16 protein-coding genes are annotated in these 21,899 nt (G+C 68.8%); 15 read left to right on the top strand and 1 reads right to left on the bottom strand.

The annotated features are described in order from the left end of the window. The 10 genes from EV652_RS27435 (at nt 1) to EV652_RS27395 (ending at nt 14,762) form a co-directional block, all read left to right on the top strand. Complete coding sequence (locus EV652_RS27435) at nt 1-1,314, top strand: DUF2254 domain-containing protein (RefSeq protein WP_199238428.1); 1,314 nt, start codon at nt 1-3, stop codon at nt 1,312-1,314. Continuing rightward, complete coding sequence (cydD, locus tag EV652_RS44740; protein ID WP_199238427.1) at nt 1,301-2,962, top strand: thiol reductant ABC exporter subunit CydD; 1,662 nt, start codon at nt 1,301-1,303, stop codon at nt 2,960-2,962. Before EV652_RS27435 ends, cydD begins: the two co-directional genes overlap by 14 nt. Then, nucleotides 2,959-4,671 carry a thiol reductant ABC exporter subunit CydC gene (gene cydC, locus EV652_RS44735; protein ID WP_199238426.1) on the top strand — a complete coding sequence of 571 codons (1,713 nt, stop codon included), beginning with the start codon at nt 2,959-2,961 and terminating at the stop codon, nt 4,669-4,671. The genes cydD and cydC overlap by 4 nt, the downstream gene beginning before the upstream one ends. A gap of 84 nt (nt 4,672-4,755) precedes the next feature. Continuing rightward, on the top strand, nt 4,756-6,153 hold the full coding sequence (locus tag EV652_RS27425; protein WP_132212104.1) for a cytochrome ubiquinol oxidase subunit I: 1,398 nt from the start codon (nt 4,756-4,758) through the stop codon (nt 6,151-6,153). A gap of 21 nt (nt 6,154-6,174) precedes the next feature. Continuing rightward, on the top strand, nt 6,175-7,158 hold the full coding sequence (gene cydB / locus EV652_RS27420; RefSeq protein ID WP_132212103.1) for a cytochrome d ubiquinol oxidase subunit II: 984 nt from the start codon (nt 6,175-6,177) through the stop codon (nt 7,156-7,158). A 56-nt stretch (nt 7,159-7,214) separates the two neighbouring features. Further along, a complete protein-coding gene (locus EV652_RS27415) occupies nt 7,215-8,792 on the top strand; it encodes a GMC oxidoreductase (protein WP_132212102.1) in 1,578 nt (525 codons plus the stop codon). A 34-nt stretch (nt 8,793-8,826) separates the two neighbouring features. Continuing rightward, nucleotides 8,827-10,203 (top strand): glucose-6-phosphate dehydrogenase, encoded by a 1,377-nt coding sequence (gene zwf / locus EV652_RS27410; protein ID WP_132212101.1) that lies wholly within the window; start codon nt 8,827-8,829, stop codon nt 10,201-10,203. Nucleotides 10,204-10,219: 16 nt separating this feature from the next. Further along, complete coding sequence (locus EV652_RS27405) at nt 10,220-11,617, top strand: NAD(P)/FAD-dependent oxidoreductase (RefSeq protein WP_132212100.1); 1,398 nt, start codon at nt 10,220-10,222, stop codon at nt 11,615-11,617. Further along, on the top strand, nt 11,581-13,476 hold the full coding sequence (locus EV652_RS27400; RefSeq protein ID WP_132212099.1) for a glycoside hydrolase family 15 protein: 1,896 nt from the start codon (nt 11,581-11,583) through the stop codon (nt 13,474-13,476). Before EV652_RS27405 ends, EV652_RS27400 begins: the two co-directional genes overlap by 37 nt. A gap of 74 nt (nt 13,477-13,550) precedes the next feature. Next, nucleotides 13,551-14,762: an MFS transporter gene (locus EV652_RS27395; RefSeq protein ID WP_158441256.1), complete on the top strand. Its 1,212-nt coding sequence runs from the start codon at nt 13,551-13,553 to the stop codon at nt 14,760-14,762. A 70-nt stretch (nt 14,763-14,832) separates the two neighbouring features. Here EV652_RS27395 and EV652_RS27390 read toward each other — a convergent pair whose 3' ends face one another. After that, entirely contained in the window at nt 14,833-16,026 is a 1,194-nt protein-coding gene (locus EV652_RS27390) for a cation:proton antiporter (protein WP_132212097.1), read from the bottom strand. 240 nt (nt 16,027-16,266) lie between these two features. Here EV652_RS27390 and EV652_RS27385 point away from each other — a divergent pair, with 240 nt between their 5' ends. The 5 genes from EV652_RS27385 (at nt 16,267) to EV652_RS27365 (ending at nt 21,853) form a co-directional block, all read left to right on the top strand. Then, on the top strand, nt 16,267-17,055 hold the full coding sequence (locus tag EV652_RS27385) for an ABC transporter ATP-binding protein (protein WP_132212096.1): 789 nt from the start codon (nt 16,267-16,269) through the stop codon (nt 17,053-17,055). Between the two features lie 160 nt (nt 17,056-17,215). Next, nucleotides 17,216-18,040: an ABC transporter ATP-binding protein gene (locus tag EV652_RS27380; RefSeq protein ID WP_132212095.1), complete on the top strand. Its 825-nt coding sequence runs from the start codon at nt 17,216-17,218 to the stop codon at nt 18,038-18,040. Then, complete coding sequence (locus tag EV652_RS27375) at nt 18,037-19,869, top strand: AMP-dependent synthetase/ligase (RefSeq protein WP_132212094.1); 1,833 nt, start codon at nt 18,037-18,039, stop codon at nt 19,867-19,869. Before EV652_RS27380 ends, EV652_RS27375 begins: the two co-directional genes overlap by 4 nt. Beyond that, a complete protein-coding gene (locus tag EV652_RS27370; RefSeq protein ID WP_132212093.1) occupies nt 19,866-20,753 on the top strand; it encodes a branched-chain amino acid ABC transporter permease in 888 nt (295 codons plus the stop codon). The genes EV652_RS27375 and EV652_RS27370 overlap by 4 nt, the downstream gene beginning before the upstream one ends. Next, on the top strand, nt 20,750-21,853 hold the full coding sequence (locus EV652_RS27365) for a branched-chain amino acid ABC transporter permease (protein WP_132212092.1): 1,104 nt from the start codon (nt 20,750-20,752) through the stop codon (nt 21,851-21,853). Before EV652_RS27370 ends, EV652_RS27365 begins: the two co-directional genes overlap by 4 nt. Nucleotides 21,854-21,899: the final 46 nt, after the last annotated feature.

Genomic DNA, 21,899 nt, shown 5'->3' with positions numbered 1-21,899 from the left:
ATGAGCGGACAGCGACCGGTGATCGCCTGGGCAGCTGGGTTCCGAGCTCGCCAGTTCGTCCGGCAGAGCCTGTGGGTGGTGCCGCTCATCGGTGGCGTGATCGGTGTGGTGCTGGCCGACATCGACGTGTGGATCGAGGGCCGGATCGCCTTGCCACCGCAGTGGTCGTACTCCGCGGACACCGCGAACAGCGTGTTGTCGGCCGCCGCGGCCGCGATGGTCGGGCTGATCGGCTTCGTGGTCACGATCGGGGTGCTGGTCGTGCAGATGGCGACCGGCACGCTGTCGCCGCGCTTCATGCGGCTGTGGTACCGGGACCGGCTGCAGAAGCTCGTCCTCGCGGCGTTCACGGCCACGTTCACCTTCAGCTTCGCCCTGCTGCGCCATGTGGAGTCCGACTCCGTGCCTGACCTGGGCATCACCCTGGTCGGGCTGGCCGTCAGTACCGACCTGATCCTCCTGCTGCTGTACTTCAACAGGTTCGTCCATGCCCTGCGGCCGGTCGCCGTCGCGGCGGCGATGGCACACGCCGGTCTGGCCATCGCGGCCGCGAACGACGGCCTCACGTCGTCCGCCGGGAGCAACGACCACCGGGACAGGCGCGGGCAGCCGGACGCGCAGGTCCTGGCGCCCCGCTCGGGCGCCATCCAGGACCTCGACATCGCGGCTCTCGTCCGGTTCGCGGCGGCCCGCGGCCAGGTCTGTGTCATACCGCACACGATCGGTGACTTCGTCACCGCGAGGACGGTGCTGATGGAGGTTCACGGGGCGGCGAGCGAGATCGACCTGCGGCGATTGAGCGCGATGGTCTCGCTGGGCCGCGAGCGCACGATCGACCAGGACCCGGCCTTCGCGCTGCGCATCATGGTCGATATCGCCATCCGGGCGCTGTCGCCGGCCGTCAACGACCCCACCACGGCGACCCAGGTGCTCAACCATATCGACGACCTGTTGCTCGGGATCGGCTCCTCCGACCGGGTCTTCCGGGGAACAGCGCTCGACGCCGACGGCCGGGTCCGCCTGGTCGTCCGGACCCGCGGCTGGGTGGAGTACCTCGACCTCGGCGTGACCGAGATCCGCCAGTACGGCGCCTCCTCACCGCAGGTCTGCCGGCGGTTGCGCGCCATGCTCGAGGATCTGCTGGCCGGAGTCCTGCCCGCACGCCGGGCGGCGGTGCAGTCTCACCTCGACGCCCTGAACCGGGCGACCGACGCGGCGTTCGCCGACCCGTTCGATCGGGCCGTGGCGCGGATGAGCGACCGGCAGGGCCTTGGCACCACCCGGCCCGGTGAGACCTCCGATGCCCGCCGTTGACCGGCGACTGATCGCGCGGACCCGGGCAGTCCGGGCGTTGTTGCTGCGGTCCGCCGCTCTCGGGGTCGCGACCGCGGCCCTGGTCGTCGCGCAAGCCTGGCTGCTGGCAGGGCTGATCTCCGCGTCGTTCCAGGACGGGGCGGGCCTCGACGAGTTGCGCGGCCCGCTGCTGGTTCTGCTCGGCGTCATCATCGCCCGTGCCGTGCTCGTCTGGTCGGCCGAACTGATGGCGCACCGGGCCGGCACCCAGGCCAAGGCGGAGCTGCGGATGACCCTGCTGCGGCAGGTTGTCGCCCTGGGCCCGGCCTGGCTCGCCCGGCACCGCACCGCTGACCTCGAGGCATTGGGTACCCGCGGCCTCGATGCTCTCGACGGCTACTTCACCCGTTACCTGCCGCAACTGGTCCTGGCGGTCGTGATCCCCGTCGCAGTCATCACCGCGGCGGTGACGCAGGACATCGTGGCCGCGGCGATCATCGCCGGCACGGTTCCGCTGATCCCACTACTGATGGCGGTCGTCGGTGCCGGCGCCAAAGCCCAGTCGGCCAAGCGTCTTGTCGCCCTGCAGCGTCTCGGCGGGCACTTTCTCGACAGCATCGCCGGACTGACGACGCTCAAGGTGTTCGGCCAGGCGCGCGCCCAGGCAGACCTGGTCCGGCGGACGACGGACAACTTCCGCCAGGAGACGATGGGCACACTGCGCGTGGCCTTCCTGTCCTCCCTGGTGTTGGAACTGCTCGCGTCGTTGTCGGTGGCGGTTGTCGCGGTGGCTGTCGGAATCAGGCTCGTCAGCGGCGATCTCGACCTCTCGACCGGTTTGTTCGTGCTCATCCTTGCTCCTGAGGCCTACCTACCGCTGCGCACACTTGGCGCCAGCTTTCACGCCAGCACGGATGGTGCCGCCGCGGCGGAGCAGGTGTTCACCGTGCTGGACAGCCCGCTGCCGGCCGGCCGTACCGGTGTCGGTCTTGTGCGCCACCAGGCCGTGGATCTGCGTGTGGACGAGGTGTGCGTGAGCTACCCGGACCGGGCCGAACCCGCACTCGACCGGGTCAGCCTGTCGGTCCGGCCGGGTGAGGTGGTGGCCTTGACCGGTCCGAGCGGCTGCGGCAAGTCGACCCTGATCGCCGTACTGCTGGGCTTCGTCGGCGTGGACTCCGGGCAGATGACCGTCTGCGGGGTGGACCTCGCCCAGCTCGATCTCGACCGCTGGCGCGGGACTGTGGCCTGGGTCCCGCAGCGGCCCTACCTGCTGGCCGCGAGCCTGGCCGACAACGTCAGGCTCGGCAGGCCGGACGCTGCTGACGAGGACGTACTGCGAGCGGTTCACGACGCCGGGCTGGCACAACTGACCGACCGGCTGCCGCACGGGCTCGCGACGCCACTGGGCGAGCGCGGCGCCGGTCTGTCCGCGGGGGAGAGGCAGCGCGTCGCACTGGCCCGGGCGTTCCTGGTGGATGCTCCGCTGCTGCTGCTGGACGAGCCTACGGCCAACCTGGACGGGGAGACCGAGGCGTCGGTCCTCGCTGCGGTCACCCGCCTGACCACCGGCCGGACCGCGCTGATCGCCGCGCACCGGCCGGGCCTGGTCGCGTTGGCGGACCGGGAGATCCGGCTGGAACACGCGACCTCGTTGGACTACCGATGACGTCCGGAGTGACGGCCCGGCTGGCGGCGGCCAGCCTCCTCGGGGCGGGTGGCGCCGCCGCCGGCCTCGGTCTCGCGGCGACCGCCGGCTGGCTGATCGCCCGCGCCTCCGAACACCCGAACATGGCGGTGCTGGGACTCGCTGTCGTCGGGGTGAGGTTCTTCGGGATCAGTCGCGGGTTGCTCCGGTACGCCGAGCGCCTGGTCGGCCATGATGCGGCGTTCCGCGTCCTGGCCGACGTACGGATGAAGGTCTACGGGCGACTCGAGCGTCTCGCCCCGGCGGGTCTGCAGACTTTCCGCAGCGGTGATCTGCTGGCCCGTTTCGTCGATGACGTGGATTCGCTGCAGGATCTGCTGCTGCGCGTGGTCTCGCCGTACGTCGTCTTCGTCGCCTCCGCCGGGTTGACGGTCGGCCTGGTCGGGACCCTGGTACCGACCGCCGGCGTCGTGGTCGTGGTCGCTGTGCTGTTCTGCGGGACCGCCGTTCCCGTCCTCGCCCGGCATCTGGTGCGACGGTCGGAAATGCGCCAGGCCGAGACGCGAGGCGAGCTGTCGACCGCCGTGGTCGACCTGGTCCAGGGCGCGCCCGACCTGATCGCCTACGGTGCCGCGAATGCGCAGTTGCGCCGGGCCGGGCGGGCCGATGCGGAGCTGACCACGGTGGCCCGGTCGGCTGCACGCACCGCCGGGACCGGCTCGGGGCTGACCACCTTGCTCGCGGGCCTGTGCGTCTGGGGTGTGCTCGTCGCCGGAATCGTTGCCGTCGACAACGGCCAGCTCCCCGGTGTGCTGCTCACCGTCGTCGTCCTGGTCACCTTGGCCGCCTTCGAGCTGGTCACCGGACTCCCGCAGGCCTTCGCGATCTTCGAGCGGGTACGACGGTGCCAGGCCCGGGTGGATGCCCTCCTGGCTACCGAAGTCCCGGTCCGCGAGCCCGCGGCTCCGGTGCCGCTGCCGGCTGCGCCGTACTCGATCCGGCTACGCGACGTGCGCGCCCGCTACCCGTCCGGACACCTCGCGCTCGACGGGATCGACCTGGAGCTGGCTCCCGGGGATCGCGTGGCGGTGGTCGGACCCAGCGGAGCCGGCAAGTCCACGCTGGCCGCCGTCCTGCTGCGGTTCCTCGAACTCGAGTCCGGTGCGGCGTCGCTGAACGGGGTCTGTCTCGGCGACCTGGAACCCGACGCCGTCCGCCGCGTGGTCGGCCTGGCCGGGCAGGACGCACACGTCTTCGACCGGACGATCGGCGACAATCTCCGGCTGGCGCGCCCGGACGCGACCGAGGCCCAGATCCGGGCCGCGCTGGCGGCGGTCGGTCTGCTGGACTGGGTCGAGGGCCTGCCGAGGGGCCTGGCCACCGAAGTCGGCGAGCACGGCGCCCGGCTCTCTGGCGGCCAGCGGCAGCGGCTCGTCGTCGCTCGCGCCCTGCTGGCGGACTTTCCGGTGCTCATCCTCGACGAGCCGACCGAGCACCTCGACCCTCGGGCCGCCGACGCGCTGACCGCGAACCTGCTGGCTGCGTCCTCCGGGCGCACCACACTGCTCATCACGCACCGGCTGAGCGGCCTGCAAACCGTCGACCGGATCCTCCTGCTGGAGGCCGGCCGGGTGGTGGAGTCGGGCACGCACGCGGAGCTGGTCGCGGCCCGCCGGGCGTACGCGCGGCTCTGGGCCAGGGAAAAAGCAGAACTCATCCAGTCTGAGTGATGCGCCGACGGCGGCGCTCACGTGAGCCTGCCAGGAAGGACGAACTCTTCCGACCAGGGTGATCAGCCCGAGGAAAGGTCTTCGATGGACCCGACCGATCTGGCGCGCATCCAGTTCGCCACTACCACCATCTACCACTTCGTCTTCGTCCCGGTGACGATCGGGCTGGCGTTCCTGGTAGCCGTCCTGCACACCAAGTGGTATCGATCGGGCAAGGAGGACCACAAGCGGCTGACCCGGTTCTTCGGCCACCTGCTGCTGATCAACATCGCGGTCGGGGTCGTCACCGGGTTGGTGCAGGAGTTCCAGTTCGGCATGAACTGGTCGGCGTACTCGCGGTTCGTCGGCGACGTGTTCGGTGCACCACTGGCGATGGAGGGACTGGCGGCGTTCTTCCTGGAGTCGACGTTCCTGGGACTGTGGGTCTTCGGCTGGAACGTGCTGCCCCGGCGGATCCACCTCGCCACGATCTGGCTGGTTGCCGTTGGGGCCTCGCTCTCGGCGGCGTTCATCATGGCCGCGAACTCGTGGATGCAGCACCCAGTGGGCTACACCACCGACGCCCAGACCGGGCGGCCACAGCTCAGCTCGATCGGTGCCCTGTTCACGAACCCCGTGTTCGTCTGGGGCTACATCCACGTGATCCTGGCCTCGCTGCTGACCGGAGCCGTGCTGATGCTGGCAGTGTCCGCGTGGCAGCTCAGGCGCAACGAGCACGGCGGACTCTTCCGCGGCTCGGCCAAGCTCGCGATCATCGTCCTGGTTCCGGTCTCGTTCCTGGCCTTGGGGGTCGGCAGCCACCTCGGTGTGGTGGAGGCGGAGTACCAGCCGATGAAGATCTCGGCCGCCGAGGCGCAGTGGGAGACCTGTCAGCCCTGCTCGTTCTCGCTGTTCCAGATCGGCGGCGGCAGGAGGGACGAGGACCCGACCCAGGTGCTCGAAGTACCTCATCTACTGTCCTTGCTCGCCACCGGCACGTGGAACGGCGAGGTGGAGGGGCTCAACCAACTGCAGGCGGCCGACGTCCAGCAGTACGGCCAAGGCGACTACGTGCCGAACGTGTTCGTGCAGTACTGGTCGATGCGGGTGATGGCCTACCTCGGCAGCCTGATCACGCTGCTCGCCCTCTGGGGCGCCTGGCTGCTGTACCGCAAGAAGCTCAAGGAGTCGCGACTGTTCCTCGCGGTGGCGACCTGGGCGGTGCTGGCGCCGTTCCTGATGAACACGGCCGGCTGGATGCTGACCGAGAACGGGCGCCAGCCGTGGATCGTCCAGGGGCTCATGAAGACCGCGGACGGCGTGTCCACCTCGGTCAGCACGACCGAGCTCGCGATCAGCATCGGGGTGCTGGTCGCCGTCTACCTGCTGCTCGGGATCGTCTACCTCTTTCTGATGCTGCGCTACGCGCGGCGCGGCCTCGAACTCGAGCATGGCGAGGAAGAGCCCGGCCGCGATCCCCGTACGCCGGCGATCACCTACTAGCGAACGTTCCGGGAGGCGGCTGTGGGACTACCCGAGCTGTGGTTCGTGATCATCGCGATCCTGTGGACCGGCTTCTTCGTCCTGGAGGGCTTCGACTTCGGTGTCGGGATGTTGCATCGGGTTCTCGGCCGGACCGGACGCGAGCGCCGGGTGGCGATCAACACCATCGGCCCGTTCTGGGACGGCAACGAGGTCTGGCTGATCGTCGGCGGTGCGGGGATCTTCGCCGCCTTCCCAGACTGGTACGCCACCTGGTTCTCGGCGAGTTACCTCGCGGTCGTGCTGTTGTTGGTGGCGCTGATCGCCCGCGGCGTGTCCTTCGAGTTCCGCGGCAAGGTCGACCGGCCCGGCTGGCGCCGGCTGTGGAGCGGAACACTGACGACCGGCAGCCTGCTGGCCCCGCTCGTGCTCGGGATCGCGCTGGGTGACCTGGTCGCGGGTCTGCCCATTGACGCGGACGGCGAGTTCACGGGCTCGTTCTGGGATCTCTTCACGCCGTTCGGCCTGTGGACCGGGGTGACGCTGGTGGTGCTCTGTCTCGTGAACGGGGCGACGTTCCTCGGCATCAGGACCACTGGTGAGCTGCGTGAGCGAGCACACCGCGCCGCTCGCGGGTTCGGCTGGGTGGGCTTTGTGGTGGTCACGGTCTACACGGTCTGGCTCCTGGTCATCTCCGACCACGGCTGGGCGCCGGTCCTGCCGCTGGCCGTCGGCCCGGCGGCGCTGGTCGTCTCCATCTGGGCAGTGCACCGGGCGCGCGACGGTACGGCGTTCGTCCTGTCGGCGACGGCGATGGCGTGTGCTGTGGCTGGACTGTTCGCCGCCCTCTACCCACAGGTCCTGGTGTCCAGTACGGATCCTGCGAACAGCCTCACCGTGGCCAACGCGGCATCGGCCGACTACGCGCTCACGGTGATGAGCGTGGTCGCGCTGGTGTGCTTCCCCTTGGTGCTGCTGTACCAGACCTGGTCGTACTTCGTGTTCCGTCACCGGCTGAGTACCTAGCTCAATCATCCAAAGAGGATGAGGCTCAGGCGCCGCTCTCGGCGAAGGCTGGATAGATGGCAGGAGACCAGCACTACGACGTGATTATCATCGGTACCGGCGCGGGAGGCGGCACGCTGGCCCATCGGCTGGCGCCGTCCGGTAAGCGGGTCCTCCTGCTCGAACGGGGGGACTACCTACCGCGAGAACGCCAGAACTGGGACTCCTCGTCGGTGTTCGTCGAGGGCCGGTACCGCGCGCCGGAGTTCTGGTACGACGCGCACGGCCACGAGTTCCCGCCGGAGGTCAACTACTACGTCGGCGGGAACACCAAGTTCTACGGCGCCGCGCTGTTCCGGCTGCGGCCACAGGACTTCGGCGAAATCCGGCACCACGGTGGCATCTCGCCCGCGTGGCCGCTGGGGTACGACGATCTCGAGCCGTACTACACCGAGGCCGAGCACCTGTACCGGGTTCACGGCCGCCACGGCGAGGATCCCACCGAGGGGTCGGCCAGTGCGGAGTACCGTTTCGCGCCGGTCGAGCACGAGCCCCGGATCCAGCAGTTGAGCAACGACCTGGACAAGCAGGGGCTGCATCCGTTCCACCTGCCGATCGGCGTCGACCTCGTCCAGGACGAGCACGGCCGCGCGACCAGGGAGAGCGTCTGCATCCGGTGCGACCGAGTGGACGGGTTCCCGTGCCTGCTGCAGGCGAAGTCGGATGCACAGGTGATCTGTGTCGACCCGGCGCTGCAGCACGAGAACGTCTCGATGCTGACGAACGCGCACGTGCTGCGGCTGGAGACCGACCCGACCGGACGGACCGTCTCGCAGGTCGTGACCGAGATCGACGGGTCAACCGTTCAGTTCAGCGCGGACCTCGTGGTCGTCGCCTGCGGTGCGGTCAACTCCGCCGTACTGCTGCTGAAGTCGGCGAACGACCGCCATCCGCAGGGTCTCGCGAACAGCTCTGACGTCGTCGGCCGCCACTACCTGCGGCACAACAACCTCGCGCTGATGGCGGTGTCGAAGGAGCCGAACCCGACCCTGTTCCAGAAGACCCTGGCGATGAACGACTGGTACCTCGGCGCCGACGACTGGGACTACCCGCTCGGCGGGATCCAGATGCTGGGCAAGTCCGATACCGAGCAGGTCCGCAGCGGCGCGCCACGCTGGGCCGGCAAGGTCTCACCGGGCATGCCGTTCGAGATGATCGCCCACCACGCGGTCGACTTCTGGCTGTGCGGTGAGGACCTGCCGCAGCCGGACAACCGGGTCACCGTGCGCGCGGACGGATCGATCCAGCTGGCCCTCGACGAGAAGAACAACGTCGAGGGGGTCAACCGGCTCCGGCACAAGTTGCAGGACATGCTCGGCGACCTCGGGATGCACGAGCACAAGTTGCTCGACCACAGCATCTACCTGCACAAGGGGATGCCCATCGGCGCGACCGCTCACCAGGCCGGCACCGTGCGGTTCGGCGACGACCCGGCGAGCTCGGCGCTCGACGTGAACTGCAAAGCCCACGATCTCGACAACCTCTACGTCGTCGACACCAGCTTCTTCCCGAGCATCGGTGCCGTGAACCCCTCGCTGACCGCGATCGCGAACGCGCTCCGGGTCGGCGACCACATCCTCGACCGACTCCGCTGAGCCCAGCAGACCCGAACTGAATAGGAGAACCTCTATGCCAACCGCCGACATGGACGCGCTGGTCATCTTCGGAGCGACCGGTGACCTCGCGAAGCTGGAGACCTTCCCTGCTCTGGTCGGGCTGGTCGACCGGGGCGTGCTCGACGTACCGATCGTCGGGGTGGCCAAGAGCGGCTGGGGAATCGACCAGTTCCGCGCGTACGCCGCGGCATCGTTGCAGGCCAACGGGATCGACCCGGACAGCCCCGCCGCGGCCGGCATGCTCGGCCTCCTGCGCTACATCGACGGCGACCTCGACGACAACGCGACGTACGCCGCGATGGCCGACGAGATCGGCACCGGCGGACGGGCGCTGTTCTACCTCGAGGTGCCGCCGCCGTTGTTCGGCCGGATCGCCGAGGGCATCGCGACCGCGGGCAAGGCCGACGGTGCCCGGGTGATGGTCGAGAAGCCGTTCGGCACCGACCTGGCCAGCGCCCAGAAGCTCAACGCGACCATGAACAAGGTCTTCCCCGAGGACGCCATCTACCGGGTGGACCACTGGCTCGGGCTGGACCCGCTGGAGAACGTGCTGTTCGCCCGCTTCGCCAACTCGGTGATCGAACCGCTGCTCAACCGCGATCACGTGGAGAGCATCCAGATCACCATGGCGGAGAGCTTCGACGTGTCCGACCGGGGCAGCTTCTACGACCGCACCGGGGCGATCCGCGACGTCCTCCAGAACCACATGCTGCAGGTGCTCGCGAGCGTCGTGGCCGATCCGCCGGGCCACCTCGACGATGCCGCTTGGCGGTCTCAGAAGACCGGGGTGATCAAGTCACTGCGCCCGCTCACCGCCGACGACACGGTGCTCGGGCAGTACGACGGCTATCTGGACGTCGCCGGCGTCGACCCTCAGTCGCGGACCGAGAGCTACGTCGCGGTCCGGCTCGCCCTCGACACCTGGCGCTGGGCCGGAGTACCGATCGCGATCCGCGCCGGGAAGTGCATGCCGGTCACCGCGACCGAGGTGGTGGTCCGGTTCCGGCGCCCACCGCAGGACTTCTTCGAGCTCGGGAGTTCCGCCGGCGCGAACATGCTGCGGTTCCGGATCTGGCCGGAGAGCCAGGTCGGGCTCACCCTGACCGGCAAGAAGCCCGGCGCCGGCTGGTCCGCGCAGGCCGAGGACCTCACCTTCGCCGAGGCGCCGGGATCCGACCAGCGACCGTACGACCGGCTGATCGGGGCGGCGCTCCTGGGCCGGCAGGCGCTCTTCGCCGCGCAGGACACGGTCGAGGCCGCCTGGCGAGTGGTCGAGCCGGTCCTCGGTGACGCCCTTCCCGTGATCCCGTACGCCAAGGGCAGTTGGGGGCCCAAGGAGGCCGACGCCCTGCTGCCGCACGGCGTGATCTGGCACGACCCGGCCGGATGATCCAGGAGGCCAGTCGATGAGACAGCGGACCAGGAGCGGCGCGGAGGATCGATCGGAGCCTCGCCGGGTGGTGATCGTGGGCGGGGGCTTCGCCGGTCTGTTCGCAGCGCGTGCGTTCCGGCGCCGACGGGTGCAGGTCACTCTGGTGGACCGCGCCGCCCATCACCTGTTCCAACCGCTGCTGTACCAGTGCGCCACCGGGATGCTGTCCGAGGGCCAGGTCGCGATGCCGCTGCGGGCGATACTGCGCAGGTACACCAACGTCGACTGCGTGCTCGCCGAGGTGACCGGTTTCGACGTCCAGGCCCGCATCGTGCACGCGACTCGGCCGACCGGCGGCGAGATCGAGTTCCCGTACGACGACCTGATCCTGGCCGCCGGCGTGCGGCAGTCGTACTTCGGGCATGACGAGTTCGCCGAGTTCGCACCCGGGATGAAGACCCTGGCCGATGCGTTGCTGATCCGGCGCCGGGTCTTCGGTGCGTTCGAGATGGCCCAGACGGCCACCGATCCCGCCGAGCGCCGGCGGTGGCTCTCGTTCGCGCTGGTCGGCGCCGGCCCGACGGGTGTCGAGCTGGCCGGGCAGATCCGTGAGCTGGCCACGACGACGCTGAGCAAGCAGTTCCACGACATCGATCCCACCGAGGCCAAGGTGCTGCTCTTCGACGGCGGCGACGCGCCGCTCGCGCCGTTCGGCCCGAAGCTGTCCGCCAAGGCAGCCGCCGCACTGACCGACCTCGGCGTCGAGCTCCACCTGGGGTCGATCGTCACCAACGTCGACCAGCACGGGTTGGTGGTCCGGGGACCCGACGGCGCGAGTACGCCGTACGAGGTGGGAACCGTGCTGTGGGCCGCCGGGGTGGCGGCGCAGCCGGTCGCCGATGAGCTCGCGAAGGCGGCAGGCGGGGAGCAGGACAGGGCCGGGCGGATCAAGGTCCAGCCTGATCTCACCCTGCCCGGCCACCCGGAGATCTCGGTGGTCGGTGACGTGATGAGCCTCGACGACCTTCCCGGCGTCGGCGAGGTGGCGATGCAGACCGGGTACTACGCGGCGAAGCGGATCAGGAACGAGATGGACGGGCAGACCGGTCCGCCGAAGCCGTTCAAGTACCGCGACCTGGGCTCCGCGGCCTACATCGCGCGCGGTCAGGCTGTCGTTTCGGTCGGTCGGGTGCACCTGAGCGGCCGGCTCGGCTGGCTTTCCTGGCTCGGCATCCACATCGCCTTCCTGACCGGGTTCCGTAACCGCTTCGGGGCGGTGCTCGGCTGGGCGATCGCCTTCAGCCGGGAGACCCGGCGCGAACGAGCCTTCACGATGCAGCAGGTCGCGCCCGGCGGCGCCGATCTCTACCGCAACCGAACAGGAGACGACCCATCATGGCCGACTACCCCCCCATCGCCGACCACGGGTTGATCGGCGACCTGCAGACTGCCGCACTGGTGACCACGGACGGGTCCATCGACTGGTTCTGCTGTCCACGGTTCGACTCGCCGAGCGTCTTCGCCGCATTGCTCGACCAGGAGCGCGGCGGCTACTTCCGGGCCCGGGCGACCGGCGCCGGCGTCACGAGCCGGCAGCTGTACTTCCCGGACACCGCGATCCTGATCACCCGGTTCATGACCGAGGACGGCGTCGGCGAGGTCGTCGACTTCATGCCGCCGGCCGGCAAGCAGCCCACCGCGAACCACCGGATCCTGCGGATGATGCGGTGCGTGCGGGGGCGGATCGACTTCGAGGTGGACATCGCGCCCCGGTTCGACTACGGCCGCCAGGAACACGAGACGCAGCTGGTCGAGCTGGGCGCGGTCTTCGTGACCGACGACCTGACCCTGACGTTGCACGCGGTCCGTGAGCCGGGTGACGAGCGGTTGGCGCAGGTACGGGTGGACGGTGGCGACATCCACATCGACTATGCGATGTCAGCCGGGCAGGTCCGGGGGCTGGTGCTGGAGTCGGCGGCCGACGGGCCACCCCGGGAGATCGGGATCGCGGAGTTCACCGGGATGTTCGAAGACGCCACGACCTTCTGGCGGGAGTGGCTGTCCAAGTCGACGTACACCGGCCGGTGGCGGGAGATGCTGCAGCGCTCGGCGATCACACTGAAACTGATGACGTACGCGCCGACCGGCGCGCTGGTGGCCGCACCCACTGCCGGGTTGCCCGAACAGGTCGGCGGCGAGCGCAACTGGGACTACCGCTACACCTGGGTGCGGGACGCCTCGTTCTCCGTGTACGCACTGCTCGGCATGGGCTTCACCGAGGAGGCGGCCGAGTTCTGTGCGTGGTTGCGGGACCGCGTCCAGGAGAAGACCACGGGCAAAGGCGGTCCGCTCAACATCATGTACCGCGTGGACGGTTCGTCCGACCTGGTCGAGGAGTCGCTCGAGCATCTCGAGGGCTACCGAGGTTCCCGGCCGGTGCGGATCGGCAACGGTGCCTCGGACCAGCGGCAGATGGACATCTTCGGCGAGGCGCTGGACAGCATCTACTTCGCGGATCAGCACGGTATCGAGCTCGGCCACAGCGGCTGGATCGCGCTGCGTGGCATCGTCGACTGGCTGACCGACAACTGGGACCTGCCGGGTGAGGGGATCTGGGAGACGCGCGGTGGGCAGAAGGACTTCACCTATGGCCGGGTGATGAGCTGGGTCGCCTTCGACCGGGCGATCCGGATGGCCGCGGAGCATGGCCGGCCGGGGGCGGTGGACCGCTGGACCAACAGCCGGGACACGATCTACAACCAGGTGATGCAACGCGGCTGGAACGAGAAGGTCGGAGCGTTCGTGCAGCACTACGACGACACCGTCCTCGACTCGTCAATGTTGCGGATGGCAACGGTCGGTATGATCACACCCAACGACCCGATGTGGCTGTCCACGCTGGACGCGATGGAATCCGAGCTCGTGGTCGACAGTCTGGTCTACCGCTACAACCCGGCCGCTTCGCCGGACGGCCTGGCCGGCGACGAGGGCACGTTCTCGCTCTGCACCTTCAACTACGTCGACGCACTGGCCCGGGCCGGTCGCCTCGAGGAGGCCCGGCTCATCTTCGAGAAGATGCTCACCTACGCCAACCACGTGGGGCTGTACTCCGAGGAGATCGGCTCGACCGGTGAACAGCTCGGCAACTTCCCGCAGGCGTTCACGCACCTGGCGCTGATCGACGCGGCCATCACCCTCAACGCCGCGCTGGATCAGGCGAAGGCCGAGGGACGGCACACCGCGATGAACGTCGCGGCCGCCCGCCGGGAGGAGGACGCGGCGGCAGATTAGCCGGCGTGCCGGCCACAGAGGTGAGCTCGTGGGAGCCCCTCGACCATGACGAGGGCAGAGAAGGGGTAGCTGTCGTGGCATCGAGGGCGGAGAACCGGATCGTCAACCTGGCGGGTCTGGTTCAGGGCATCACCCTGGTGACTTTCCCGGCCGCCAGTTCGATCTTCACCGACCCGACCAGGTACGACCTGTCCAACACGCAGTACGGCACGATGTTCCTGCCTCAGGTGCTGACCGCGATCGTGACGTCGCTGATGGGGGCCACCCTGGCGCGCCGGTTCACCGCGAAGCGCGTGCTGCTCGCCGGACTGGCGGCGAACATCACCTCGATGGTGGTGCTGGTTGTCACCAGCGGCATCGACAGCGACCCGGCGGCGTACCCACTGCTCCTGGTGGCAACCGGGTTCCTGGGGATCGGGTTCGGGTTGACCGTGCCGGTCCTGAACACCTTTGCCGCGGTCTTCCATCCCGCCGGTGCTGACGGCGCTGTGCTGATTCTCAACGCCCTGCTGGGGCTCGGCACGGCCCTGGCACCGGTCTTCGTCGCCATCTTCGACGGCCTCGGCTTCTGGTGGGGTCTCCCCGTCCTGTCGACACTGCTGCTCGTCCTGTTGCTACTGGCAAGCATCCGGCTGCCGCTCGACGTCGCGACGGCGGGTGCCACTGCCCAGCGCGCGCAGACTGGCGGGATCCCGCGACGGTTCTGGTTGTTCGCCGGGTTCGCAGTGCTGTACGGGATCTGCGAGACGATGAACGGCAACTGGTCACAGCAGGACCTGACCTCGCGGGGCTCGTCCACGACCCAGGCCGCGCTGGCACTGACCACCTTCTGGGCCATGGTCACCGTCGGCCGGCTGCTGTTCGCGCAGATCGTACGCAAGATTCCCGCGCGGGTCGTCTTCCACCTGTTGCCGGTGGTTCTCGTCATCGTTTTCATCCTCATCGCGGCCCTGCCCGACGATGCACCGGGGCTGGGCATCGCGGTCTTCGGCCTGGCGGGGCTGGGCTGTTCCGCCCTGCTACCGCTGACGATCAGCCTCGGACAGAATTCCCTGACGACCATGTCGACCGCGGTCGCCGGCGGTGTGATCGCCTTCTACCAGGTCGGTTATGGGATCGCTGCCTTCGGGGTCGGCCGGCTCGTCGACGGCGGCACCAGTCTTTCGACCATCTACGGCTGGACCGCCGCAGCCCGCGGCCGCGATGGTCTTGCTGTCCTTCGCGGTCGCCCGAGGACACCCATCCCCGCGGCGGCTGCACCCCAGCCCGCTGAGCACGGACGGTGAGGCAACCTCATCCGGCTGAACGTGCTCCTGAACGTGCTCTGTCATCGTCAGGTCTGACCGGGCCTGCTGGTCAGGGCTGGGGCTCGGCGAGGGGGTCTTGGGTGCGGGCGAGCCTGCGGTCGATGGCGACGGCGATCGCGGGGTACACCAGCACCGACAACACGCCCGCGCCCACCAACGCGGCGGCGTTCTCGGGCAGCATGTGACCGGTCTCGAGTCCGATCTCGCTGAGGGCGACGAGCAGCGGCAACGCCGTCGACACGATGAAGACGAGCTCGAACCGTCTCGTCCGGGGGAGCGCGGTCCGGTACACCAGCAGCGTCGGGACGCCGCGGACGAGGAGCAGCAGGATGAAGAACAGGAACAGCCGCCCAGGCGCTTCGACGATGGATTGCAGGTCCAGACCCATCCCCGACGACACGAAGAAGATGGGGATGAAGAAGCCGTAGCCGACGGCATCGAGTTTGTGGTCCAGCGTCTCGACGTTCCCGGGCGCCCACCGACGCAGGACGACGCCCGCGACGAAGGCGCCCAGGACGACGTCGAGCCCGAAATCGTTGGCGACGACGAGCAGGAGCAGCAACATCGCGACCGTCCACCGCAGTGTGGTCTGCGAAGTCGCGTGCTCGCCCTCCGACAGGATCCGCGCGATCCGGCCGCCATGACTCAGCCTGGGCACCAGACTCAGCAGGAGCCCGAGGACGCCAACCGCGACCAAGGAGATCAGCCCGATGAACCGGCCGTTCGACCCGAGGAAGATCGCGATGGCCACGACGGGCAGGAACTCCCCGACCGCCCCGGCGGCAAGCACGTAGGAGCTGAACGACCCGCGCAGCATGTTGTTGTCCCGCAGGATCGGCAACAGCGTTCCCAGCGCTGTCGTCGTCAGACCGAGCGCGACCGGCACGTACGCCTTGACGGCCCCCAGCGCCGCGAGCGCCGCGACGACCCCGACGGCCAGCACCAGGGTGACCAGCCAACCGACGATGGCGAGCTTGCCTGCCCGCTGCCGGAAGACCGCCAGCTCGAGCTCGTAGCCGGCCAGCAGGAACAGGAACCCCAGACCGACGTTCGCGAGCAGTTCGATGCTTTCCGGATCGGCCAGGTCGAGCACCTCCGGGCCGACGACCACGCCGCCGAGAATGAGCACCACGACCTGGGGGATCCGCAACCGGCCGAACAGCCCGACGAGCACAGGTGTCAGGGCCGCCACCAGCGCGACCACGAAGAGGCTGGTCAGTCCCAGACCGAGTTCGGCGCTCATCCCACCAGACTGACTGCCCGTCGGTGCCGGAACCTCCCCCGGCCCGGACGATCCCCACCGCGGCGCGGCCGGGGTGAGCCTGATACCAGTGGCATAACTGGTTTCACCCCTGACCAGGGATCACGGTTGGGTGGCAGTGTCCGATTTCCGGGCTGCGAGGTCTTCAAAGACGACAGCGGTGGTGTCACACTCACTCGCCAGGATGGTGGTTGGGAACCTCCAAGCACTTGAGGAGGCTGGGTGCTGGCGGCGAAGAACCTCGAGGTCGTCTACGACGACGTGATGCTGGTCCTGCGTGGCGTCGGTCTCGAGGTACCGCAGGGGCGGATCGTGGCCCTGCTGGGGGCCAACGGTGCCGGCAAGTCCACCTTGCTGCGCGCCCTCTCCGGCCTGCTCGACGTCCATGACGGCGAGGTCCGGCGCGGGTCGATCACGCTCGACGGCGAGCCGATCCATACGTACGACGCCAGCCGGATCGCTGCCCTGGGCATCAAACAGGTGATGGAGGGCCGGCGCATCCTGGCCGACCTCACCGTCGAGGAGAACCTCCGGATCGGCGGTCACGTCAGCCCGCGCTCGATCAGGACCAACCTGGACCGGACCTACCAGCTGTTCCCGGTGCTGGCCGACCGCCGCCGCAAACTGGCCGGCTACCTGTCCGGCGGCGAGCAGCAGATGCTGGCCATCGGCCGGGCGCTGATGTCCGATCCGAAGTACCTGCTGCTGGACGAGCCGAGTCTCGGCCTGGCGCCGATGATCGTCCGGCAGATCCGGGACGTGATCGTGCAGATCAACCAGCAGGGGACGACGGTCCTGCTGGTCGAGCAGAACGCGGCGATGGCGCTGGCGATCGCCGAGCACGGTTACGTGCTGGAGAACGGCGCGGTGGTGATGGACAAGCCCGCGGCCGATCTGCTCGCGGACGGCGACGTACGGGAGTTCTACCTCGGCCTCGGCGCGGAGGGATCGGCCGCCAGGTCCTTCCGCGACGTGAAGCACTACCGGCGCCGGAAGCGGTGGTTGTCATGACGGTGCTTTTGGCCGGGCCTCCGGCACCGGCGTGGTCATGGGGCCTTGCTCCCGGCCTTCCCTCGTCACTCCAGTCGCTGCGCTCCCTCCGCTCCTCAGTCCAGGCCGGGGGCCCCATGACCGGGCTCCATCCGCTCCTAGGTCCAGGCCGGGAGGTCCCATGACCGCGACGGAGGCGCGGCGGAGCGAGAGCACCCAGGCGCCCAGCCCGGTGCTCACGTTCGAGGACGTCGTGCTCGGCTTCGAAGGGGTGACCGCGCTCAACGACGTGAGCTTCACCGTGAACCCGGGCGAGTTGTTCGCGGTGATCGGGCCGAACGGGGCCGGCAAGACGTCGATCTTCAACGTGCTCTCCGGCGTGTACCGGCCGCAACGCGGCACCGTCCGGTTCGGCGGCGAGGACCTGCTCGGCCGCCGGCCGCACGCGATCGCGCGCCTCGGCATCGCCCGCACCTTCCAGAACATCGAGCTGTTCTCCAACCTGACCGTGCTGGACAACCTGATGCTCGGCCGGCACCACCATCACCCGTACGGCGTCCTCGCAGCCTTCGCGTGGCTCGGCAAGGCCCAACGCAACGAACGGGCCAACCGCCGGGCCGTCGAGGAGATCGTCGACTTCCTCGAGCTCGCCCAGTGGCGGCGACTCCCGGTCGGACTGTTGCCGTACGGCGTACAGAAGCGGGTGGAACTCGGTCGCGCACTCGCCTCCGAGCCGAAGCTGTTGTTGCTGGACGAACCGGTCGCCGGGATGAACCTGGAAGAGACCGAGGACATGGCCCGGTTCATCCTCGACATCCGCGACGAGCTCGGTCTGCCGATGGTGATGGTCGAGCACGATATGGGTCTGGTGATGGATCTGGCCGACCGGATCATGGTGATCGACTTCGGCAAGCCGATCCGCACCGGTACGCCGAAGGAAGTGGCCACCGACCCCGATGTCATCCGCGCCTACCTGGGCGAGGAACACAAGGTGGACCGGTCATGACCGCCACGATCGCGACCCGTGTCCGGGACCGTGCGGCGACGACACCGGACGTGATCGCCTTGCGGGAGAAGGATCTGGGCATCTGGCAGCAGGTCAGCTGGGGCGAGTACTGGGACACCGCCGCGCTGGTCGGTCACGCGTTGCTTGCCCTCGGCATCGAGCCGGGCGACCGCGTCGCCATCCACTCGGAGAACCGGCGCGAATGGCTCTACACCGACGTTGGTACGGTCGCCGTCCGCGCCGCCACCGTCGGTCTCTACCCGACCAACCCGGTCGCCGAGGTCGGGTACCTGCTCCGCCACTCGGGTGCGAAGGTGCTGATCGCAGAGGACCAGGAGCAGGTCGACAAGGCACTGGCGGTCGACGACCTGCCCGATCTGAAGCACATCGTGTACGTCGAGCCACGCGGTATCCGGTACCGGTACGACGACCCGCGGCTGATCGCCTGGCCCGATTTCCTGGCGATCGGCGACGAGCACCGCGAGGCGAATCCGCACGCGGTGAGCAGGCGAATGGACGACGCGCGGCCGGACGACGTGGTCACGCTGATCTACACCTCGGGTACCACCGGCCCGCCGAAGGGCGTGATGCTGACCGCCACGAACGTCGACTTCGCCATCGAGGAACTCGTCGTGCGCGGCGGCTTCACCGCGCCGCCGCCGTCGCCGCGCGACAGCGTGCTGTCCTACCTGCCGTTGTGCCACGTGGCCGAGCGGATCTTCAGCGGCTGGTTCGGCGCCGGGGCAGGCGTCTGCGTGCACTTCGCCGAGTCGATCGAGACCGTCGCGACCAACCTGCACGAGGTCCAGCCGAGCATCCTGTTCGGCGTGCCGCGGATCTGGGAGAAGATCGCGGCCGGCGTGCAGATCCGGGTCGCGTCCGCGGATCCGGTCAAGCGCCGGATCGGTGGCTACTGGCTGCGCCGAGCGGACTGGATCGGCGCCGTGCTCGCGGCCAACGGTGGACGTCACACCGCTGCGTCCAGGGCGGTCTACACGATCGGCTGGCTGTTCTGCTACCGAGCGTTGAAGGATCGCGTCGGCCTGCGCAAGGTCCGGTACGCCGCCTCCGGGGCCGCACCGATCGCGCCCGAAGTGCTGCGGTTCTTCATGGGTCTCGGCCTGCCGATGCACGAGGTGTACGGCATGACCGAGAACACCGCCGTCGCGACCGCCAACCGCCCGGGCCGGGTCAAGGTCGGCACGGTCGGCGAAGCGCACGAGGGCGTCGAGGTGCGGATCGACGAGAGCACCGGCGAGATCCTCACCCGCCATCCCGGGACGTTCGCCGGCTACTGGCAGGACCCGGACGCGACCGCGAAGGTGCTCGACCCGGACGGCTGGCTGCACACCGGGGACGTGGGGGAGTGGGTCGACGGCACGCACTTGCGCATCACCGACCGGATGAAGGACATCATCATCACCGCGGGCGGTAAGAACGTCGCCCCGTCGGAACTCGAGAACGCGCTCAAGGCGTCGCCGTACATCAAGGAAGCGGTGGTGATCGGTGACCGGCGCAAGTTCCTCACCGCGCTGATCGGCATCGAGCCGGACACCGTCGGCCACTGGGCGCAGGTCCATCGACTGCCCTATTCCACGTACGGCGACCTGTCCGCGAAGCCCGAGGTGATCGCGCTCGTCCAAGGCGTCGTGGACGAGATCAACCAACGGTTCGCCACGGTCGAGCAGGTGCGGTCGTTCCGGCTGCTGCCGAAGCTGCTCGATCACGAGGACGGCGAACTGACCGCGACCCAGAAAGTGAAACGCACCGCCGTCGCCACCGCGTTCGCCGGCCTCGTCGAGTCCATGTACACCGGGGGTGTCAGGTGAACGAGTTCGTCGCCACGGTCGTCCGCGGTCTCGGCAACGGGGCGATCTACGCGCTGCTGGCGTTGGGATTCGTGATCGTCTACAAGTCGATGCGGGTGATCAGCTTCGCCCAGCCGGCGTTCATGATGGCCGGCGCGCTGCTGGTCAGCTACCTGGTGCTGTCGATGAACTTCTTCGTCGCCGTCGTGGTCGCCTTGCTGCTGACCGCGTTACTCGGCATGGGGGTGGAACGGGTGGCGTTGCGGCCGGTGATCGGCAAGCCGGTGTTCGTGATCGCGATCATCACACTCGGCGTCGACATCGTGATCCGTACGGTGGTGAACTCCTTCATCGGCCTGGACATCCGGCAGATGGGTGATCCGTGGGGTCTGAAGCAGGTCGACATACTGGGTGTCACGATCGACCAGCGGCACCTCGCCACCCTGGTGACGACGCTGATCGTGGTGGCCGTGCTGTTCGCGTTCTACCGCTGGTCGCGGACCGGTCTGGCGATGCGGGCGGCCTCGTCGGACCAGGAGGTCGCACTCGCACAGGGTGTCTCGGTCGGGCGGGTGTTCTCGCTGTCGTGGGCGCTCGCGGCCGCGCTCGCCGGGCTGGCGGGGGTGTTCCTGTCGACCGGCATCGGGCTCGAGCAGAATCTGTGGCTGACTGCGCTCAAAGCCCTGCCGGTGATCATCCTCGGCGGCCTCGATTCCCTCGGTGGAGCGGTGATCGCCGGCCTCGCGATCGGGGTGGTGGAGGCGCTGGTCGGCGGCTACGGCGGCGACGTGCACCCCGCCCTCGGCGGCGACTTCTTCCTGGTCGTCCCGTACCTGTTGATGCTGCTCGTCCTGTTGGTCAGACCGTACGGCCTGTTCGGCACCAGAGAGGTTGAGCGGATATGAGCCGACCACTGCTCTACCTGTCGTACAAGCAGGACATGGGCCTGCTGAACACGCCGGCGAAGCGGGGCTGGACATTTGTGCTCGCGATTCTTGCGGTGTTGTTGCCGTTCATGCTGACCGACGATCTGCTCGTCGTCCTGGCGACGGCCTGTGTTGCGTCGATCGGCGCGATCGGGCTGAACATCGTCACCGGGTACAGCGGTCAGGTGTCGCTCGGTCATGCGTTCTTCCTGGCCATCGGCGCGTACACCGCGGCGGCGTTGTCGGGCGATCCGGACAGCACCCGCCTGATCGGGTTCGGGATCACCTCGCTGCCGATCTGGTTGCTCGCGGCCGGGCTGGTCGCCGGGCTGGCCGGGCTGATCGTCGCGCCGCTGGCGGCTCGGCTGCGGGGGTTGTACCTGGCCGTGGTGACGCTCGGCCTGGTGTTCCTCGGGGAGCACGTGGCCAAGCACTGGCGGGAGCTCACCGGGGGAGTCGGGGTCGGGCGGCCGGCCGCCGTACCGGAGTTCTTGGGCATCCAGTTCGCGGTCGACGGGGAGGTGTTCACGAAGGCGCAGAAGCAATATCTGCTGATGCTCGTGCTGCTGGTGATCTTCGGCGTCCTGGCCCGGAACCTGGTCCGGTCCAGGATCGGCCGGGCGCTGGCCGCCGTGCGGGACCGGGACCTGGCCGCCGAGGTGATCGGGGTCGACGTGACCCGGTACAAGATGATCGCGTTCGCGGTGTCGTCGTTCTACGCCGGCGTCGCGGGCGCGCTGCTGTACGTGATGATCGGCTTCGTCGAGCCGGGGTCGTTCAACCTCGCGATGTCGGTGCAGTACATCGCGATGGTGCTGATCGGCGGTGTCGCCACCATCTCCGGATCGGTGCTCGGCGCGCTGTTCATCACCCTGCTGCCGAGGGTCACCCGCGAGCTTCCGGCCGTGCTGCCGTTCATCAGCAGCAGTTCGGCGGCCGAGGGCATCACGGTCTTCCAGGTCGAGGCGATCCTCTACGGCCTGTTGATCATCGGCTTCCTGATCTTCGAACCGCGGGGGCTGTTCGGGATCTGGATCCGGATCCGCACCTATTGGAAGTCGTGGCCGTTCTCGCACTGACCCTGCGCGCCCCGGATCCCCGGGGCACGGGGCCGGCGCCGACTGG

The organism is Kribbella steppae, assembly GCF_004342025.1.
In the GTDB taxonomy this organism is placed as follows: Bacteria; Actinomycetota; Actinomycetes; order Propionibacteriales; family Kribbellaceae; genus Kribbella; species Kribbella steppae.
Note: the sequence above shows the minus strand (reverse complement) of the source record. Positions and strands in the feature narration are given on the sequence as shown.

Bases quoted from the DNA above. Each gene is read 5' to 3' on its own strand.
- EV652_RS27435 (WP_199238428.1), top strand. From the start codon at position 1: ATGAGCGGACAGCGACCGGTGATCGCCTGGGCAGCTGGGTTCCGAGCT.
- cydD (WP_199238427.1), top strand. From the start codon at position 1,301: ATGCCCGCCGTTGACCGGCGACTGATCGCGCGGACCCGGGCAGTCCGG.
- cydC (WP_199238426.1), top strand. From the start codon at position 2,959: ATGACGTCCGGAGTGACGGCCCGGCTGGCGGCGGCCAGCCTCCTCGGG.
- EV652_RS27425 (WP_132212104.1), top strand. From the start codon at position 4,756: ATGGACCCGACCGATCTGGCGCGCATCCAGTTCGCCACTACCACCATC.
- EV652_RS27415 (WP_132212102.1), top strand. From the start codon at position 7,215: ATGGCAGGAGACCAGCACTACGACGTGATTATCATCGGTACCGGCGCG.
- zwf (WP_132212101.1), top strand. From the start codon at position 8,827: ATGCCAACCGCCGACATGGACGCGCTGGTCATCTTCGGAGCGACCGGT.
- EV652_RS27405 (WP_132212100.1), top strand. From the start codon at position 10,220: ATGAGACAGCGGACCAGGAGCGGCGCGGAGGATCGATCGGAGCCTCGC.
- EV652_RS27400 (WP_132212099.1), top strand. From the start codon at position 11,581: ATGGCCGACTACCCCCCCATCGCCGACCACGGGTTGATCGGCGACCTG.
- EV652_RS27390 (WP_132212097.1), bottom strand. From the start codon at position 16,026: ATGAGCGCCGAACTCGGTCTGGGACTGACCAGCCTCTTCGTGGTCGCG.
- EV652_RS27380 (WP_132212095.1), top strand. From the start codon at position 17,216: ATGACCGCGACGGAGGCGCGGCGGAGCGAGAGCACCCAGGCGCCCAGC.
- EV652_RS27375 (WP_132212094.1), top strand. From the start codon at position 18,037: ATGACCGCCACGATCGCGACCCGTGTCCGGGACCGTGCGGCGACGACA.
- EV652_RS27365 (WP_132212092.1), top strand. From the start codon at position 20,750: ATGAGCCGACCACTGCTCTACCTGTCGTACAAGCAGGACATGGGCCTG.